Here is a 17,999-nt window from a genome sequence, read left to right as displayed (position 1 = left end):
AGTTCCCCGTGCCGCTCACCCTCACCGACTTCAACACCGCCGACGCCGATGACGTGCGTCCGGCGCTGACGGCCTGTCTTGCCGTCCCCCGCTGGGTGGACACCATGCTCGACCACCGGCCCTACGAAAACGCCGACGCCCTCAAGGCCGCCGCCGAGCTGCCGTTGAGCAGTGACGAGATCCGGCAGGCCATGGCCGCGCATCCCCGGATCGGGGAAAAGCCGAAGCAGCAGGGCACCGAGGGCGACTGGTCACGATCGGAACAGTCCGGTGTGGACAATGCCGAGGCGTTCGCCGCGGCGAACGCCCGGTACGAAGCCAAGTTCGGCCACGTCTACCTGGTCTGCGCCAGCGGGAAAAGCGGCGAAGAGCTGCTGAAGATCCTCGAAAGCCGGCTGGACAACGACCCCGCGACCGAACTGGCCGTCGCCGGGCGGGAGCTGCTGAAGATCGCCGAACTCCGACTCGCGAAAGCGGTGACCGCGTGAGCCTCGTGACCACCCACGTCCTCGACACGGCGACCGGGCGCCCCGCCCCGGGAATCGCCGTGCGGTTCGAGACGCAAACCGGCGAAAAGGTCGCCGACGGGCGCACCGATGACGACGGCCGGATCCGCGACCTCGGGCCCGAAACCCTGGACCCCGGCGCCTACCGCCTGGTCTTCGACACCGGCGCCTACCTGGGCCCGGACGCCTTCTTCCCGGAGGTGGCGCTCACCTTCCGGATCACCGACGGCACCGCGCACCACCACGTGCCGCTCCTGCTCAGCCCGTTCGCCTATTCGACCTACCGAGGGAGCTGAACCGTGGCCATCACCCTGGGCCCCAACCAGTACGGCAAGGCGGAGGTCCGTCTGGTGACGGTGCGCCGCGACGGCCCCGTGCACCACCTGAAGGACCTCACCGTGTCGACGTCGCTGCGCGGCGAGCTGGCCGCGACGCACCTCACCGGCGACAACGCGGGCGTGCTCGCGACCGACACGCAGAAGAACACCGTGTACGCCTTCGCGAAGGAGGCGCCGGTCGGCGAGATCGAGGACTTCGCGCTGCGGCTGGGGCGGCACTTCACCGGCACGCAGGAAAACATCACCGGCGCCCGGATCAAGATCGACGAGCACGGCTGGGACCGGATCGCCGTCGGCGGCGAGCCGCACGACCACGCCTTCAGCCGCTCGGGTGACGAACGGCGCACCACGGCCGTCACGATCCAAGGTTCCCGCGCGTGGGTCGTCTCCGGCATCGACGGCCTGACCCTGCTCAAGTCCACCGGTTCGGAGTTCCACGGCTTCCCGCGCGACCAGTACACCACGCTCGCCGAGACCGACGACCGGATCCTGGCGACCGCCGTCACGGCGAAGTGGCGCTACCAGGGCGAGGACGTCGACTGGGCGGAGAGCCACCGCGAAATCCGGCGCGTGATGCTGGAGACGTTCGCGCTCAAGCACAGCCTTTCGCTGCAGCAGACGCTGTACGCCATGGGCGAAGCCGTACTGGAAGCGCGCGCAGAGGTCGCCGAGGTGAAACTTTCGCTGCCGAACAAGCACCACTTCCTCGTGGACCTGAGCCCGTTCGGGCTGAAGAACGACAACGAGGTGTTCTACGCGGCGGACAGGCCGTACGGCCTGATCGAGGGCACGATCCTGCGTGACGACGCCGAGGACCCCGGCCCGGCCTGGGACATCCACTGACCACGAGCCCGGATTGATAGAGCGTTCTATCAATCCGGGCGTATCGTGACGTCGTGGCAGGGACCAAGGAACGCATCATGGCCGCCGGCGCCGAGCTGTTCCGGCGCAACGGCTACAGCGGGACCGGGCTGAAGCAGATCGTCGCGCAAGCGAACGCCCCCTTCGGGTCGCTCTACCACTTCTTCCCCGGCGGCAAGGAACAGCTCGGCCAAGAGGTGGTCCGCACCTCCGGGCTCGCCTACATCCAGCTCTTCGACCTCTTCATCGCGCCCGCGCCCGACCTGGTCAGCGGGATCGAGACCTTCTTCGCCGCCGGGATCGCGACCCTCGAAGCCACCGACTACGTCGAAGGCTGCCCGATCGCCACGGTCGCCCTCGAGGTCGCCAGCACCAACGAGCCGCTGCGGCAGGCCACCGCCGACGTCTTCACCGCCTGGATCGACGCCGGCACCGAGAAGTTCGCGAAGTTCGGCATCGGCGCCGAAGCCGCCCGGACGCTCACGATCACCGCCGTCAACAACCTCGAAGGCGCCTTCATCCTCTGCCGCTCGCTGCGGGACACCGAGGCCATGGCCGTCGCGGGGGCGGCGACCGTGGACGTCGCCCGGCGACTGCTCCAAGAAGCGACGCAACTTTAGTCGGGAATCCAACAAGAATACTCAAAATGGCGCTTGACCGCGCAGCAGTGGACACGGAAGCTGCTCTTCTCCTCCCCCACCGCTGTCGGTTGGAGCTGCCATGCGCCGAGTCTTCGCCGTCCTTGTCACCGCCGTCGCCGCGATCGGGCTGGTCACCCCGGCCGCGAACGCCCTCGAGAACGGGCTCGCCCGAACACCCCCGATGGGGTGGAACACCTGGAATACCTTCGAGTGCAACATCAACGAGACGCTCGTCAAGCAGACCACCGACCTCATGGTCAGCTCCGGGATGCGCGACCGCGGCTACACCTACGTCAACCTCGACGACTGCTGGATGACGCGCAACCGGGACGCCGCGGGCAACCTCGTCGCCGACCCCGCCAAGTTCCCCAGCGGGCTCAAGTCGCTCGGGGACTACATCCACGCGCGCGGCATGAAGTTCGGCATCTACGAAAGCGCCGGCAGCGAGACCTGCCAGCACTACCCCGGCAGCCTCGGCCACGAGCAGACCGACGCGAACAGCTTCGCGAGCTGGGGTGTCGACTACCTCAAGTACGACAACTGCGGCAGCCCCGGCGGCGAGACCCAGCAGGACTACGTCCGCCGCTACTCCGCGATGCGCGACGCGCTCAAGGCCACCGGCCGCCCGATCGCCTACAGCATCTGCGAATGGGGCAACTTCACGCCGTCGAACTGGGCGCCGGACGTCGGCAACCTGTGGCGCACCACGGGCGACATCACCAACAACTGGGGCAGCATCGACTCGATCTACCGCCAGAACGTCGGCCTCGCGTCCGCCGCGAAGCCGGGCGCCTGGAACGACCCCGACATGCTCGAGGTCGGCGACGGCATGGATTTCCAGGAGGATCGCGCCCACTTCACGCTCTGGGCCGCGATGGCCGCACCTTTGATCGCGGGCGCCGACCTGCGCTCAGCCAGCGTCGCCACCTTCTCGACCTACCTCAACGGCGACGTCATCGCCGTCGACCAGGACCCGCTCGGCAAGCAGGCCACGCGGATCTCGTCCAGCGGCGGTCTCGACGTGCTCAAGAAGCCGCTCCAAGACGGTGACGTCGCCGTCGTGCTGTTCAACGAAAACGGCACCACGAAGACCGTCTCGACCACGGCCGCCGCGGCCGGACTGCCCGGCGCGTCGAGCTACCGGCTGACCAACCTCTGGTCGAAAGAGCAGACCACGAGCAGCGGCCCGATCAGCGCGAACGTCCCGTCGCACGGCACCGTCATCTACCGCGTGAAGGCCAATGCCGGCGGCACCACCGCCGCCAAGGCGCTGCAGGGCGCGTCGTCGTCACGCTGCATCGACATCAACGGCAACGTGACCACCCCCGGCACCAAGGTCGACATCTGGGACTGCGACAGCGGCCCCAACCAGACCTGGACCTTCACCGGCGCCGGTGAACTGAAGGCGTCGAATGGCCTCTGCCTCGACGCCGACGACGGCGGCACCGCGGCCGGGACCAAGCTCATCGCCTGGACCTGTCACGGCGGCGCGAACCAGAAGTTCAAGCTCAACCCCGACGGCTCGATCACCGGCACCCAGACCGGCCTGTGCGTCGACGTCACCGGCGGCGACAAGCCCGCCGGCAACGTCAACGGCGTCCAGCTCGAGCTCTGGGGCTGCAACGACGACGCCAACCAGAACTGGCAGCTCAGGTAGCGGTGAGGTGCTCCGGCCGCACCGGGACGCGCGTGAGCGCGAGCCCGGTCGCGGCCCGGATCGCCGCCACGATCGCAGGCGTCGACGAGATCGTCGGCGGCTCCCCCACCCCGCGCAGGCCGTACGGCGCGTGCGGGTCCGGGCGCTCCAGGACGTCGATGCTCATCGGCGGCATGTCCAGGACCGTCGGGATCAGGTAGTCGGTGAAGGAGGGGTTCCGGATCTTCCCGCCGGAAGTCTGGATCTCCTCCATCACCGCGAGCCCGAGCCCCTGCGCCGAACCGCCCTGGATCTGCCCGAGCACGGCCTGCGGGTTGAGCGCCTTGCCGACGTCCTGGGCGCAGTCGAGCGCGACCACCTTGACCAGGCCCAGCTCGACGTCGACGTCGACGACCGCCCGGTGCGCGGCGAACGCGTACTGGACGTGCGCGGTGCCCTGCCCGGTTTCCGGATCCAACGCGGTGGTCGGCCGGTGCCGCCACTCGATCGTTTCGTCGTAGACGTCGTCGCCGAGGACGTCTCCCAGCTCGGCGACCACCTGGCCGTCGGCCGCGACGAGCTTGCCGCCGACCAGGCGCACCCGCTCGTCGAAGCGGGACAGCAGCCGCGCCCGGACCGCCCCGCAGGCGGCCTGCACCGCGCCGCCGGTGACGTAGGTCTGGCGTGACGCCGACGTCGAGCCGCCGTTGCCGATCGAGGTGTCCATCGGCAGCACCGTCACCTGCTCGACACCCAGCTCGGTCCGGACGATCTGCTGCATGATCGTCACCAGGCCCTGGCCGACCTCGCAGGCCGCGGTGTGCACGGTCGCCGCCGGCTCACCGCCGACCAGCTGCAGGCGCACGCGGGCCGTCGAGTAGTCGTCGAACCCTTCGGAGAAGCAGACGTTCTTGATCCCGACGGCGTACCCGACCCCGCGGACGACACCTTCGCCGTGCGTGGTGTTCGAGACGCCGCCTGGCATGTGCCGCAGGTCGAACGGCCGGTCCGGCGGCATCGGCTTCGCGCGGACCCGCTCCAGCAGCTCCGCGACCGGCGCGTCGGAGTCGACGACCTGGCCCGTCGGCATGAGCGAACCCTCGCTCATCGCGTTGCGGACGCGGATCTCGACCGGGTCCAGGCCACACGCGAGAGCCAGCTTGTCCATCTGCGACTCGTAGCCGAACGCCGCTTGCACGGCGCCGAAGCCGCGCATCGCGCCGCACGGCGGGTTGTTCGTGTAGGTGCCCCAGCAGTCGACCGAAACACTGTCCACTGTGTACGGTCCGACGCCGAGGGTGGCGGCGTTCGCGACCACAGCGCCCGTTGAAGACGCGTACGCGCCTCCGTCGAGGAACAACCGCGTACGCACGTACACGAGACGGCCATCGTGAGTGGCGCCGTGCTCGTAGTACATCTTCGCCGGATGGCGGTGGACGTGACCGTAGAAGGACTCTTCGCGGTTGTAGACCATCTTCACCGGCTTGCCGGTGTGCAACGCCAGCAGGCACGCGTGGACCTGCATCGACAGGTCCTCACGCCCGCCGAACGCTCCCCCGACGCCGCCGAGCGTCAGCCGCACCTTTTCGACCGGCAGGCCCAGCGCGGCGACGATCTGCTGCTGGTCGACGTGCAGCCACTGCGTCGCGACGTACAGGTCGACACCGCCTTCGGTGTCCGGCACGGCGAGCCCGGACTCCGGCCCGAGGAACGCCTGGTCCTGCATGCCGACCTCGTAAACCCCCGAAACGACGACGTCGGCGGAGAGATCCTGCGGTCCGCGGCGGATCTTGACGTGCCGGACGACGTTGCCGCCGTCATGCAGCGAAGGCCCTTCGCCCGCGACAGCGGCTTCGGAGTCCGTCACGGGAGCAAGCTCTTCGTAGGTGACTGCGATCCGCTTCATCGCGCGTCGCGCGGTTTCCGGGTGGTCGGCGGCGACCAGCGCGACCGGCTCACCCTGGTACCGCACGACGTCGGACGCGAGCACCGGCTGGTCGGAGTGCTCCAGCCCGTACCGGTTGACGCCGGGGACGTCCTCGTGGGTCAGCACCGCGTAGACGCCGGGCACCTTCAGGGCTTCGGTGATGTCGATGCCGGTGATCCGCGCGTACGGGTGCGGGCTGCGCAGCGTCACGCCCCACACCATGTCCTCGTGCCACAGGTCCGAGGAGTACGCGAACTCGCCGCGCACCTTGACCGTGCCGTCGGGTCGCCGCGGCGAGGTGCCGACGCCGTTGACCGTCTGCGTGCCGACGGAAGTGGTCATCGGTCCTCCCGCAACCGGGCGCTCGCGGCCGCCAGCTCGGACGCGATCTCCGACTCGTCCGCCTCGCGCAGAACCCCGTCCTCGACCACGGCCTTGCCGCCGACGAACAGCCGCCGCACCGGCGGTGTCGTCCCCAGCACCAGCGCCGCGACCGGGTCGGTGATGCCCGCGTGGTTCAGCCCGGTCAGGTCCCAGATCGCGAGGTCGGCGAGCTTCCCGGGCTCGATCGAGCCCAGGTCGCCGGCCCGGCCGAGGCAGCGCGCGCCGCCCATCGTGCCCATCCACAGCGCTTCGCGCGTGGTCAGCCCGCGCGGCCCGCCGCGCTGGCGGGCCTGCAGCAACGCCTGGTGCAGTTCTTCCCCGAGGCCGCCGGACTCGTTGGACGCGGCCCCGTCGGCGCCGAGGCCGACCGCGACTCCCGCGTCCAGGAGGTCGCGGACCGGCGCGATGCCGGCGCCGATCCGGCCGTTGGACGTCGGGCAGTGCGCCGAGCCGGTGCCGGTCGCGCCGAAGCGGCGGATCGCGTCGGGGGCGAGGTGGATGGTGTGCGCGAGCCAGACGTCCTCGGCGAGCCAGCCCAGCTTGTCGGCGTATTCGGCGGGCGTGCAGCCGACCTCGGCGAGGCACTGCTTCTCCTCGTCGAGGGTCTCCGCGAGGTGCGTGTGCAGCCGGACACCCTTGCGGCGGGCCAGCTCGGCCGCGCCGGACATCAGGCGCTCGGTGACCGAGAACGGCGAGCACGGGCCCGCGGCGATCTGCAGGTGCGCACCCGCCGAGTCGTCGTGGAAGCGGGCGATCGCGGCTTCGGTGCCGGTCAGCGCGTCCTCGGTCGTCTCGACGAGGTTGTCGGGCGGGAGCCCGCCGTCGGACTCGCCGCGGTCCATCGACCCGCGCACGACGTGCAGCCGGACGCCGATCCGCTGGCGGGCCGCGGCCAGCGCCGCGACCTGGTCACCGCCGTCGCGCGGGAAGACGTAGTGGTGGTCGGCGACGGTCGTGCAGCCGGTCAGCGCCAGCCGGGCCATCCCGGCGGTGCCCGCGGCGTGCGTGATCCCGTCGTCGAGGCGGCCCCAGACCGGGTAGAGCGCGACCAGCCACTCGAAGAGCGTGTGGTCGGCGGCCAGCCCGCGGGTCGCCCACTGGTAGAGGTGGTGGTGGGTGTTGATCAGGCCGGGCGTGACCAGGCAGCCCGACGCGTCGACACGCTCGTCGAACTCGCCGGTGTAGACGCCTTCGCCGACTTCGGCGATCCGGTCGTTCTCGATGACGACGTGGCCGGACTTGTGCTCAGGACCGCTGACCGTAGCGATCGCGGCACCGGAGATGAGCGTCCTCACGCGACACCACCCTTCGCCGCGACCCGCACCGCGTCGAGGATCTTCTCGTAGCCGGTGCAGCGGCACAGGTTCCCCGCCAGCGCCTCGCGGATCTCCTCGTCACTCGGATCGGGGACGCGGTTCAGCAGGTCGTGCGCGGCCACGACCAGGCCCGGTGTGCAGAAGCCGCACTGCACCGCACCCTGGTCCACAAAGGACTGCTGGATCGGGTCGAGCGTGTCGCCGTCGGCCAGGCCCTCGACCGTGCGCACCACGCGGCCCTCGGCCTGCCCGGCCGCGACCAGGCAGGCGCACACCGGGACGGCGTCGAGGTAGACCGTGCAGGAGCCGCATTCGCCCTGCTCACAGGCGTTCTTCGAGCCCGGCAGGCCGAGCCGCTCGCGCAGGACGTAGAGGAGGCTTTCGCCCTCCCAGACGTCGTCGGCCTGCCGTTTCTCGCCGTTGATCGTGACATTCAGGCGCATGCCCGCTCCCCCGTCCGGTGTTCGTCCCAGGCCCAGGTCAACGTACGCCGGGCGAGTACCCCCAGCGCGTGCTTTCGATACGCGGCGCTGCCCCGGACGTCGTCGATCGGCGCCGTCGCTTCGGCCACCAGGTCGCCGAAGCGGCGCTTCAGGGAGTCGGGCAGCGGCTCCGGCGAGCCCCACGGCAGTTCGGCGGCGAGGAAGTCCTCCGCCGCGCGAGCCCGGCGCGGCGTCGGCGCGGCGGAGCCGATCGCGGCGCCGACCTCGCCACCTCGCAGGGCCAGGGCGAACGAGCAGACCGCGATGACCATCGCGTTGCGCGTCCCGACCTTGGCGAACTGCTGCGGCCCGGCGTGCGCGGGCAGGTGGACGGCGGTGATCAGCTCGTCCGGCTCGAGCGCGTGGCGCTTCACCCCGACGTAGAACTCCTCCGCGCGGAGGAGCCGGGTCCCCCGGACGGACGCGACCTCGACCCGCGCGTCCAGGGCCAGCAGCACCGGGTGGGTGTCACCGGCCGGGGACGCCGCCCCGAGGTTGCCGCCGACCGTGCCGCGGTTGCGGATCTGGGGCGAGCCGACCGTGCGCGACGCCATCGCCAGCGCGGGGACGGATTCACCCACTTCAGCGATGATGCGGCTGTAGGGGACACCGGCGCCGAGCCGGACCTTTCCGTCCGATGTGGACCACTCCGTGAGCTCGGGGACCGTGGTCAGGTCCAGCAGGGCCTCGGGACGCCGGTGGTCGAAGTTCAGCTCGACCATGACGTCGGTGCCGCCGGCGATGGGCACGGCGTCGGGCCGCTCGGCCTTCAGCGCCAGGGCCTCGGCCAGCGTCGTGGGACGCAGGAACTCCACGCTTGCTCCTTTGTGAGGGGCGATAGACCAGTAGACGCCTATGCCGGGCCGGGCGGCAACGGCACGGCGCATGAAACGCACAGCAGCGAAACACCGGGCGTTTGTGCTTTCCTACAAGCCTGATGACGACCGTGAAAACTCTGCTGGGACTGCCGGGGCTGCGACTGCGCCCGCTGGCCGGGGCCGACCTGCTCGACCGGCCGGTGACGCGCATCTACGTCACGGAGCTACCCGACCCCGGACGGTACCTGTCGGCCGGTGAGCTGGTGCTTTCCGGCCTGCTCTGGTGGCGTCGCCCAGGCGACGCCGAGCCGTTCGTGGCCGCGCTGGCCCGGGCGGGCGCGGCAGCGCTGGCCGCGTCCGGCGCCGACTCCGGCGGCATCCCCGGTGACGTCGCCGAGGCCTGCGAGCGGCACCGGATCCCGCTGCTGGAAGTGCCCACCGACCTTTCGTTCTCGGTGATCACCGAGCAGGTGGTGCTGGCACTGGCAGCCGCGTCCGAAAGCGCGCGCAAACGTTTGCAGGCCGCCGCGGATGCGCCCGTCGAGACGCTGCTGGAGCGCGCGTCGGCCGAGCTCGGGGTGCCCTGCTGGGTGCTGTCGGGCCTCGGCCGGGTGGTCGCCGGGACGACGACGCTGCCAGTGCCCGCCGCCGACGTCGTCGGCAAGTACGCGGCGAAGGAGCCCGGGCCGCTGACGGTGGTCCCGGTCGAGGGCCGGCACGCCGTGCCGTGGCTGATCGCCGCGGGCGGGACGCTGAGCACCGCGCAGGCCGAGCTGGCCGAGGAGCTGGCCGGGCTCGTCGGCGTCACGCGGGCGCGCTCTCCGCGGCCCGAGGCCGAATTGCCCGGAGAGGCGCGCGTCGTCGCGTTGCGGACCGAGGGCAGCGACGAGAGCCGGGACGTCCTGCTGGAGCTGCTCCCGGACGGGCTGCTGCTCGAATCCACCGGGGACACTTCCTTCGCGGCGACCGCGGGGCGGCCGTCCGCGGCCGAGCTGTCCACTGTGGAACCGTTGCTGCGGTCGAAACGGATCTGGTGCGGGGTGAGCGACCCCGGCCCCCGGGACGAAGCGTGGGAATCGGCCCGGTACGCGCTGGAAGTCGCGGCCCGGCGGCACGCGCGGGTGGTCTCGGCCGGTGAGGTGGACGTGCACCGGCTGCTGCTGGCCGGAGCACCCGACGGGCTGCGCGCGGCCGTGCGGCGGCGGGTCCTCGGGCCGCTGCTGGAGTACGACGCCGAGCAGCACACGGACCTCGTCCACACGGTGCGGGTGTTCCTCGAGTGCTCGGGATCGCCGACGCGGGCGGCGAAGGCGCTGCACGTCCACGTCAACACCCTCCGCTACCGCATCGGCCGGGCGGGCGAGCTGCTCGGCGCGGACCTGACCGAGTTCACCGACCAGCTCGACGTCTACCTGGCGTTGCGCGCGGGAGACCAACCAGGATGACCGACGAGATCACCTCGGCCCGGCAGGCGGCGAACGACGGCTCGGGCCCAGCGCGAGACCGGTAGAGGGGAGAGCATGGGCAAGCAGAAGCGTGCGGCTCGGGGCGGCGAGAGCACAGCCGAAGAGTTCCGCGACACGCTGCTCGTCGCCGCTTCCGAGACCGCGCGAGGGATCCCGGGCGCGGCCGAGCGGTGCGCGAACCGGCTCGCCCCGGGTCTCGACTGGCCGGCCGGACCGGTCGAAGGCGCCGGGCTCGCGACCCGGCACGTCAGCGCGCGGGTCCGGCGGGGCGGGTGGCTGCGCGAAGACCTCGACCAAGCGGCTCGGCGGCGCGTCGACGAGTTCGCCCGCTCCTACGTGCTCGACGCCCTCGCCGAGCCAAACCTGGCTGAGTGGGCGGCCCGGCACATCCTCACCCCGGCCGAAGCGCTGACCTCCGTCATCGAAGCGCTGGGATTCCTGCTGTCGCTGCCGGACCTGCCGCTGCCGGACCGGACGGTCCCCCACACGGTCGACGAGAAGAAGCTGGGCCGGGTCCGCGCGCTGCTGGCCAAGGCCGAGTCGAGCTCGTTCCCGGAGGAGGCCGAAGCCCTTTCGGCGAAGGCGCAGGAGCTGATGACCCGCCACGCCCTCGACCGGGTGCTGGTCGAGGCGGATGAAGCCGAACGCGACCGGCCGACGTCGCGCCGGATCTGGCTCGACACGCCGTACGTCGACGCCAAGTCGCTGCTGGTCCAGGTGGTTTCGAAGGCCAACCGGTGCCGCGCGATCTTCGACCCGCGCTTCGGGTTCGTCACCGTCGTCGGCGACGAGGAAGACCTGGACGCCGTCGCGGTGCTGACGACGTCGCTGCTCGTGCAGGCGACACGGGCGATGATCGCCGACCCGGCCGGCCGGTCGCGGCCGTTCCGGAAGTCGTTCCTCGTCGCCTACGCCACCCGGATCGGCGAGCGCCTCGAACGCGCCGCGGAAACGACGATCGCGGCGTCACCGGACTCGGCTCGCCTGCTGCCCGTGCTGGCTTCGCACGAGCTGAAGGTGGAGTCGGCCTTCACCGCACTCTTCCCCGACGTGGTCGGCAAGTCCGTGACGGTGCGCGACCTCGACGGCTGGGACGCGGGCCGGTCGGCCGCCGACCGCGCCCGCCTCCGCTAGTCCTCGCGGCGGGCGTACTTCTCCAGCTCCGGCCGACCGAACGGCAGCTCCCCCTCGTCGAGGGCCCCGCAGTCCAGGCCGCGCAGCAGGTACACCGCCAGGGCCTGCGCCGTCGCCGGTTCGTCCAGTACTCCCCCGGCCTGCTTCTCCGCGTACGCGCGCAGCCGCTCCACCGCCGCCGGAAATCCCGAGCGGTAGAACGTGTACGTCGCCGCGAAGCGTGTGGGCAGCTGGTGGGGGTGCAGGTCCCAGCCCTGGTAGAAGCCCCGCTCCAGCGAACGCCGGACCAGGCGCAGGTGCTCCGCCCACGCCGAAGGCAGCGCGTCGCCGATGGGCAGGCGGTTGGTCGAACCATCCGACAGCCGTACGCCCGTGCCGGCCGCCGAAACCTGCATCAGGCCCTTGGCGAGGTCCGCCGCCGGGTGCTCCATGCTCTGGTACGCCGCCGCGATGCCGAGTCCGGCGCTGTAGTCGTACGTGCCGTAGTGCAGCCCGGTGCAGCGCCCGGCCGCGGCATGCACGATGCGCGCCACCGAGAGCGTGCCGTCGACGTCCACAATGGACTGAGCCGTCTCGATCTGGACCTCGAACCGCAGCGCTCCCGAAGCCAGGCCGTACGCGGATTCCAGCCGGGCCAGCACTTCCGCGGCCACCGAGACCTGCTCGACCGCCGTCACCTTGGGCAGGGTGACCACGAACCCCGGCGGCAGCGGCCCGTTGTCCAGCAACGAGCCCAGGAACAGGTCCAAGGTGCGGATGCCCCGCCGGCGCGTCGCCGCTTCGAAGCTCTTGAAGCGGATGCCGCAGAACGGCGTTCCGCCGGTCGTGGCCAGAGTCTGCCCGGCCGCCCGCGCGGCCGCGTCCTCGACGTCGTCCGGCACCCGGCCGAAACCGTCCTCGAAGTCGATCCGCAGGTCCTCGATCGGCTCGGTGAGCAGCTTCGCCCGCACGCGTTCGTAGACGTCCGCGTCGACTCCGAGCAGGTCCTCGTGCTCGATGAACACCCGCATCGCCTGCTTGCCCCAGTCGGCGACCAGGCGGGTGCGGTACTGCGACGCCGGGACGTAGACGGTGTGCACCGGCTGCCGTCCCGGGCGCTCCCCCGGGTACGCCGCCGCGACGCGCGCGTCGGCCTCGGCCAAGCGCGCGTCCGCGGCGTCGTAGACGTCCTGGGACAGCCGCACTACTTGATCCGCTCGTAAGCGGGCAGCGTCAGGAAGTCCGGGAAGTCGTCGGCCAGCGCGACCTGCTCGAACAGCTCCACGGCCGGCTCCAGCAGCTCCGGCTTGAGCTCGGCGGCCAGCTCACCGCGGACCTCCGCCAGCACCCCGCGCACCAGCTCCGACGTCACGACGTCGCCGGTGTCCAAAGTGGTCCCGTTCTTGACCCACTGCCAGATCTGCGAGCGCGAGATCTCCGCCGTCGCCGCGTCTTCCATCAGGTTGTGGATCGCCGCCGCGCCGTTGCCGCCCAGCCAGGACGCGATGTAGCGGACGCCGACGTCGACCGCGGCGCGCAGGCCGCCCGCCGTCGCGCCACCCGGCGTCGAGGCGACGTCCAGCAGCTGGTCGGCGGTCACGCTGACCTCGTCGCGGGTACGGCCGAGCTGGTTCGGCTGGTCGCCGAGGACCTTGTCGAACTCCTCCTTGCAGAGGGCGACCATGCCGGGGTGCGCGACCCAGGAGCCGTCGAAGCCGTCGCCGGCCTCGCGGGACTTGTCCGCGTGCACCTTGTCGAAGGCGCCCTTGTTCGTCTCCGGGTCCTTGCTCGGGATGAACGCGGCCATGCCGCCGATCGCGAACGCGCCGCGCTTGTGGCAGGTGCGCACGAGCAGTTCGGTGTAGGCGCGCATGAACGGCGCGGTCATGGTGACGGAGTTGCGGTCCGGCAGGACGAACTTCTCCCCCGCGTCGCGGAAGTACTTGATGACGCTGAAGAGGTAGTCCCAGCGGCCCGCGTTGAGGCCGGACGCGTGCTCGCGCAGCTCGTAGAGGATCTCTTCCATCTCGAACGCGGCCGGGATGGTCTCGATCAGCACGGTCGCGCGGATGGTGCCGTGGTCGATGCCGAGGGTCTTCTCGGCGTGGGTGAAGACGTCGTTCCAGAGCCGCGCTTCGAGGTGGCTCTCCATCTTCGGGAGGTAGTAGTACGGGCCCTTGCCGCGCTTGAGCAGCTCGGCCGCGTTGTGGAAGAAGTGCAGGCCGAAGTCGACGAGCGCGCCGACCGCCTGGCGGCCACCGAAGGACAGGCCGCGCTCGGGCAGGTGCCAGCCGCGCGGGCGGACCACGATCGTGGCGTGCTCGACGTCGTCCTTCAGCGCGTAGCTCTTGCCACCGCTCTCCAGCGTGATGCTTTCGCGGACGGCGTCGTAGAGGTTGACCTGGCCGGACACGACGTTCGCCCAGTGCGGCGTGTTGGCGTCCTCGAGGTCGGCGAGCCAGACCTTGGCGCCGGAGTTGAGCGCGTTGATGGTCATCTTGCGCTCGGTCGGCCCGGTGATCTCGACCCGGCGGTCACGCAGGGCCTCGGGCGCGCCGGCGACCTGCCAGTCGCCCTCGCGGATCCCCTTCGTCTCCGGCAGGAAGTCGAGCCGGCCGGTGGTCCGGGCCTCCTCGCGACGCTTGCTCCGCGCCTGGAGCAGCTCGTCGCGGCGACCGGCGAAGGCATCGTGCAGGCCGGCGAGGAAGTCGAGCGCCGCCGGCGTGAGGATCTCGTCGCCGCGCTCGACCGCGTCACCCAGCACCTGGGCTTCAGAAGACATGTGGAACACCTCGAGGGTTCGGATCTTTGGATAACGGCCCTACGGTTTTCTACCAGCCGGACTATAGTTTCTGCATAGCGGAAGCTCAACGCCGACGTAAGGAGGGCCACCGTGCCGGCGGAGAAGAACGGGCGCGACGGCGGCGTCCAGTCCCTGCAGCGTGCCTTCGAGCTGCTGGAACACCTCGCGGACACCGGCGGTGAAGCCAGCCTGTCCGAGCTCGCGACGCTGTCCGGACTGCCGATGCCGACGATCCACCGGCTCATCCGCACCCTGGTCGACCTGGGGTACGTCCGGCAGAACACCAACCGCCGGTACGCGCTGGGCGCCCGGCTGATCCGCCTCGGCGAGAACGCGAGCATGCAGTTCGGCGCCTGGGCGCGGCCACTGCTGGCGGAGCTGGTCGAGGAGGTCGGCGAGACGGCGAACCTGGCGGTCCTGGAGCGCGACGAAGTGGTGTACGTGGCCCAGGTGCCCTCGAAGCACTCGATGCGGATGTTCACCGAGGTCGGCCGGCGGCTGCTGCCGCACGGCACCGGCGTCGGCAAGGCGATGCTGGCGCACCTGCCGGCGTCGGAGGTCCGCTCGATCCTGGACCGGACCGGGATGCCGGCCTACACCGAGCACACGTTCACCGACGCGGACGCGCTGGCCGTGGAGCTCTCGCGGATCGCCCAGCAGGGGTACGCGCTCGACGAGGCCGAGCAGGAGCTGGGCGTCCGGTGCGTGGCGGTGGCGGTGCCGGGGGCTCCGGTGCCGGCGGCGGTTTCGGTGTCGGGCCCGTCGGGCCGGCTGACCGCCGAGGCGGTGGCGCACATCGCCCCGGCGGTGCAGCGGGTGGCGGACGCACTGGGAGCCAGCCTGTCCAGCGCCCCACTATCAGTGTAACTTTAGGTGATATCTAGTGACTGAAAGTGACCCTGCTGCCGAGGGCTCCGACCCGGCCGGTAAAGTTCCGGACATGGCCAGCCTCGAAGACCTCGAAACCCGGGTGTCCGCACTGGAAGAGCAGATGCGGTCGACCAGGCAAGACGCCGCGGCCGCTCGCGTACTCGCCGGGACAGCGGACCGCGACGTCTCCGAGTTCAAGCAGGCCTTGAACGGTCACACCAAAGTGCTGAACGCGGTACGTGAGACGCAGGTCGAGCAGGGTCAGGACATCGCGACCCTCAAGACCGATGTCTCCGATCTCAAGATCGAGGTTGGCAGCCTCAGGGCCGACCTGACCAGCGGCTTCACCAAGATCGGCACCAGCATGGACCAGATCAGCCGGTTGCTCCAGCAGGTCGTCGACAAGGACTGACCGCTACTTCAGCTCTCCCTTCAGCAGGTCCATGAGCAGGCCGTCGTGCCAGGTGCCGTCCGGGGCGCGCTCGTAGTTCCGCATGATTCCGACCCTGCGGAAGCCGACCTTCTCGTACACGTGGATCGCCGTCTCGTTGGACGCCGCCGGGTCGATCGTCAAGCGGTGGTGGCCGTTCTCCAGCAAATGCCGGGCCAACGTACGCAGAGCGTCCGTGCCAACGCCGCGACCGTGGACGTCCGGATGGACCGAGATGTCGATCCCGGCGTGGCGGTACTGCGGCTCCAGCTCCTCGCAGCTCTGGATGACTCCCACGACCTCACCGCCGAGTTCGATGACGTAGCAGGTGTAGCCGTCTTCGACCTCGTACAGGCCGTTGACCTCGTGGTCCGGGTCGCCCCACCAGCGGGCGACCTCCGGGGTGGCCAGGATCTCGCGGACGCGGCCGCGGTCTTTTGCCGAAATGGTACGCAAAAGTACGCGCGCACCAGGGATGATGGGCATGCTTTGGTCCTCTCTCGTAGCGAATGACGGCTTTGGGCGACGTCGGGTACGAGGAGGGGCACGAGAGGACGTGCGTCAACCGGGCATGCCCGGGGTGTGCGCCGGCGCGCGTCCTCCGTCATCCGATTTTCGCCGAAGGGACCACCATGGACCCGCACGTCGGCGGCGCGCTCGCGTGGCTCGCCGCTTCGCACACCGTCGAAAGACTCGTCGACCGTGCGCTCGACGGCTCGCCGCCGCCTCCCGCGTGGCCGCACCCGCCCGCTTCGGGCACGGGCGGGAAGGTCGAGATCACCGTGCGGCACCACCGGGCCGCTAAGGTCCGCACGCCGGTGATCGTCACCCTGCAGCTGGACGGCAGCCGCAGCGGCACGGCGTTTTCCGTGGTGCTGGGGCACACGGCCCGCCTCACCCTGCCGGGCGGCCGGTACTTCGGGGCCGCCCTGGTCGTCGACCCCGGTCGTCGGACCCGGTCGGGCCCGGTCCTGCAGGGCATCGGGTGGTCGCACCTGACGGTCGCGGCGCACCGGACGTCGCCGCTGCTCATCTCGGCCCAGCGGCCGTCGGAGCCCGCCGTCCTGCAGCTCGGCCTGCGCCGGACCGACGGGACGCCGCTCTTCCGCCTCTAGCCGAGCAGGGCGTCCACGAACGCGCCGGGCTCGAACGGCGCCAGGTCGTCCGGGCCTTCACCGAGCCCGACCAGCTTCACCGGCACCCCGAGCTCGCGCTGGACCTGGAACACGATGCCGCCCTTGGCGGTGCCGTCCAGCTTGGTCAGCACGATGCCCGTCACGTCGATGACCTCGGCGAACACGCGGGCCTGCATCAACCCGTTCTGGCCGGTCGTCGCGTCCAGGACCAGCAGGACCTCGTCGACCTTCGCCTGCTTCTCGACGACTCGCTTGACCTTGCCCAGCTCGTCCATCAGGCCGGTCTTCGTGTGCAGGCGGCCCGCGGTGTCGATCAGGACCGTGTCGACCCCCGTGTCCACGCCGCGCTTGACCGCGTCGAACGCCACGGCGGCGGGGTCCGCGCCTTCCTTGCCGCGGACGACTTCGGCGCCCACGCGCTCGGCCCACGTCTGGAGCTGGTCGGCCGCCGCCGCGCGGAACGTGTCCGCCGCGCCCAGGACCACCGTCTTGTCCTGGGCCACCAGGACGCGGGCGAGCTTGCCCGTGGTCGTCGTCTTGCCCGTGCCGTTGACGCCGGCCACCAGGACCACCGCGGGCTGCTTCTGGCCGTCGACGATGTGCGGCAGCGCCCGCACCGCGCGCTCGCCGTCGGTGGACAGCTGCGCCGTCAGCACCTCGTGCAGCACCTCACGGGCCTCGGCCGACGACCGGATCGCGCGGCGGGACAGCTCGTCGCGCAGCCGCTCGACGATCTGGTTCGTGGTGGCCGCGCCCAGGTCGGCCATCAGCAGCGTGTCTTCGACGTCCTGCCAGGAGTCCTCGTCGAGGTCACCGGCGCCGAGCAGGCCGAGCAGGCTCGTCCCGAACACCGACCGCGACTTCGCCAGCCGCCCGCGCAGCCGCTCCATGCGCCCGGTCGCGGGGTCGATCTCCTCGGTGACCGGCGCCGGCTCGACGACCTCGGCGTCGGGCAGCTTGACGTCGCGCACCGTGCGCTGGGCCGAGTCGCGCGGCACCGCGGCGTCGTCACCGACCGCGGGCTGGCCGTCGGTCTCCGGCCGGTCGTCGACGGGGTGCTCGACCTCGGTCCCGCCGGGCGCGAGCGCGATGCCGCCGCTGGCCGCGTAACTGCCGCCCTTCGGTTTCTCCTCGACCTCCCGCTGGGCGTCCAGGGTGATCCGGCGCCGGCGCGCGATGAGCAGGCCGGTCACCAGGAGGGCGACCAGCACGACAACGGCGAGGACTACGAACAGGAACCAGGTGCTCGACACCGGCCCATCCTTTCATCCG

General features: G+C 71.0%; 18 protein-coding genes. 10 read left to right on the top strand and 8 right to left on the bottom strand.

All coding sequences use genetic code 11. The features are described 5' to 3' along the window. The first annotated feature begins 8 nt into the window (after nucleotides 1–8). The 5 genes from uraD (at nucleotide 9) to ACZ61C_RS26875 (ending at nucleotide 4,003) form a co-directional block, all read left to right on the top strand. Nucleotides 9–488: a 2-oxo-4-hydroxy-4-carboxy-5-ureidoimidazoline decarboxylase gene (gene uraD, locus ACZ61C_RS26895; RefSeq protein ID WP_465310589.1), complete on the top strand. Its 480-nt coding sequence runs from the start codon at nucleotides 9–11 to the stop codon at nucleotides 486–488. Beyond that, nucleotides 485–802 carry a hydroxyisourate hydrolase gene (gene uraH / locus ACZ61C_RS26890; protein WP_465310588.1) on the top strand — a complete coding sequence of 106 codons (318 nt, stop codon included), beginning with the start codon at nucleotides 485–487 and terminating at the stop codon, nucleotides 800–802. Before uraD ends, uraH begins: the two co-directional genes overlap by 4 nt. A 3-nt stretch (nucleotides 803–805) precedes the next feature. Continuing rightward, complete coding sequence (pucL, locus tag ACZ61C_RS26885) at nucleotides 806–1,687, top strand: factor-independent urate hydroxylase (protein WP_465310587.1); 882 nt, start codon at nucleotides 806–808, stop codon at nucleotides 1,685–1,687. Between the two features lie 53 nt (nucleotides 1,688–1,740). Then, the gene (locus ACZ61C_RS26880; protein ID WP_465310586.1) at nucleotides 1,741–2,325 is read left to right on the top strand and encodes a TetR/AcrR family transcriptional regulator; all 585 of its coding nucleotides are present in this window, start codon (nucleotides 1,741–1,743) and stop codon (nucleotides 2,323–2,325) included. A 100-nt stretch (nucleotides 2,326–2,425) separates the two neighbouring features. Next, entirely contained in the window at nucleotides 2,426–4,003 is a 1,578-nt protein-coding gene (locus ACZ61C_RS26875) for a glycoside hydrolase family 27 protein (protein WP_465310585.1), read from the top strand. Here ACZ61C_RS26875 and pucD read toward each other — a convergent pair. Genes pucD through ACZ61C_RS26855 form a run of 4 tightly spaced genes read right to left on the bottom strand, consistent with a single transcriptional unit; the run spans nucleotide 3,996 to nucleotide 8,906 of the window. Beyond that, nucleotides 3,996–6,251 carry a xanthine dehydrogenase subunit D gene (pucD, locus tag ACZ61C_RS26870; protein WP_465310584.1) on the bottom strand — a complete coding sequence of 752 codons (2,256 nt, stop codon included), beginning with the start codon at nucleotides 6,249–6,251 and terminating at the stop codon, nucleotides 3,996–3,998. The two genes, ACZ61C_RS26875 and pucD, sit on opposite strands and share 8 nt — an antisense overlap. After that, nucleotides 6,248–7,588, bottom strand: a complete 1,341-nt coding sequence (locus tag ACZ61C_RS26865; protein ID WP_465310583.1) for an 8-oxoguanine deaminase — start codon at nucleotides 7,586–7,588, stop codon at nucleotides 6,248–6,250. The genes pucD and ACZ61C_RS26865 overlap by 4 nt, the downstream gene beginning before the upstream one ends. Beyond that, nucleotides 7,585–8,052, bottom strand: a complete 468-nt coding sequence (locus ACZ61C_RS26860) for a (2Fe-2S)-binding protein (protein WP_465310582.1) — start codon at nucleotides 8,050–8,052, stop codon at nucleotides 7,585–7,587. The genes ACZ61C_RS26865 and ACZ61C_RS26860 overlap by 4 nt, the downstream gene beginning before the upstream one ends. Further along, nucleotides 8,043–8,906, bottom strand: a complete 864-nt coding sequence (locus ACZ61C_RS26855) for an FAD binding domain-containing protein (RefSeq protein ID WP_465310581.1) — start codon at nucleotides 8,904–8,906, stop codon at nucleotides 8,043–8,045. The genes ACZ61C_RS26860 and ACZ61C_RS26855 overlap by 10 nt, the downstream gene beginning before the upstream one ends. Nucleotides 8,907–9,028: 122 nt before the next feature. On the opposite strand from ACZ61C_RS26855, the gene ACZ61C_RS26850 reads away from it, so the two are divergent. Then, entirely contained in the window at nucleotides 9,029–10,354 is a 1,326-nt protein-coding gene (locus tag ACZ61C_RS26850) for a PucR family transcriptional regulator (protein ID WP_465310580.1), read from the top strand. A gap of 75 nt (nucleotides 10,355–10,429) precedes the next feature. Beyond that, complete coding sequence (locus ACZ61C_RS26845) at nucleotides 10,430–11,509, top strand: DUF2786 domain-containing protein (RefSeq protein ID WP_465310579.1); 1,080 nt, start codon at nucleotides 10,430–10,432, stop codon at nucleotides 11,507–11,509. Here ACZ61C_RS26845 and ACZ61C_RS26840 read toward each other — a convergent pair. Next, a complete protein-coding gene (locus tag ACZ61C_RS26840; RefSeq protein ID WP_465310578.1) occupies nucleotides 11,506–12,693 on the bottom strand; it encodes a DUF6986 family protein in 1,188 nt (395 codons plus the stop codon). The two genes, ACZ61C_RS26845 and ACZ61C_RS26840, sit on opposite strands and share 4 nt — an antisense overlap. Continuing rightward, complete coding sequence (gene aceB, locus ACZ61C_RS26835; RefSeq protein WP_465310577.1) at nucleotides 12,693–14,270, bottom strand: malate synthase A; 1,578 nt, start codon at nucleotides 14,268–14,270, stop codon at nucleotides 12,693–12,695. Before aceB ends, ACZ61C_RS26840 begins: the two co-directional genes overlap by 1 nt. A gap of 111 nt (nucleotides 14,271–14,381) precedes the next feature. On the opposite strand from aceB, the gene ACZ61C_RS26830 reads away from it, so the two are divergent. Together ACZ61C_RS26830 and ACZ61C_RS26825 are read left to right on the top strand one after the other, a co-directional pair. Further along, entirely contained in the window at nucleotides 14,382–15,158 is a 777-nt protein-coding gene (locus ACZ61C_RS26830) for an IclR family transcriptional regulator (protein WP_465310576.1), read from the top strand. Between the two features lie 73 nt (nucleotides 15,159–15,231). Continuing rightward, nucleotides 15,232–15,573 (top strand): hypothetical protein, encoded by a 342-nt coding sequence (locus ACZ61C_RS26825; protein ID WP_465310575.1) that lies wholly within the window; start codon nucleotides 15,232–15,234, stop codon nucleotides 15,571–15,573. Nucleotides 15,574–15,576: 3 nt separating this feature from the next. Here the strand turns inward: ACZ61C_RS26825 and ACZ61C_RS26820 are convergent, their stop codons facing one another. Beyond that, nucleotides 15,577–16,077, bottom strand: coding sequence for a GNAT family N-acetyltransferase (locus ACZ61C_RS26820; RefSeq protein WP_465310574.1), 501 nt, complete (start codon nucleotides 16,075–16,077; stop codon nucleotides 15,577–15,579). 146 nt (nucleotides 16,078–16,223) lie between these two features. Between ACZ61C_RS26820 and ACZ61C_RS26815 the strand changes: the two genes are divergently transcribed. Then, the gene (locus ACZ61C_RS26815; RefSeq protein ID WP_465310573.1) at nucleotides 16,224–16,706 is read left to right on the top strand and encodes a hypothetical protein; all 483 of its coding nucleotides are present in this window, start codon (nucleotides 16,224–16,226) and stop codon (nucleotides 16,704–16,706) included. Here the strand turns inward: ACZ61C_RS26815 and ftsY are convergent. After that, nucleotides 16,703–17,980, bottom strand: coding sequence for a signal recognition particle-docking protein FtsY (gene ftsY / locus ACZ61C_RS26810; RefSeq protein WP_465310572.1), 1,278 nt, complete (start codon nucleotides 17,978–17,980; stop codon nucleotides 16,703–16,705). The genes ACZ61C_RS26815 and ftsY overlap by 4 nt on opposite strands. Nucleotides 17,981–17,999: the final 19 nt, after the last annotated feature.

The organism is Amycolatopsis sp. NPDC104587 (assembly GCF_055583645.1).
Note: the sequence above shows the minus strand (reverse complement) of the source record. Positions and strands in the feature narration are given on the sequence as shown.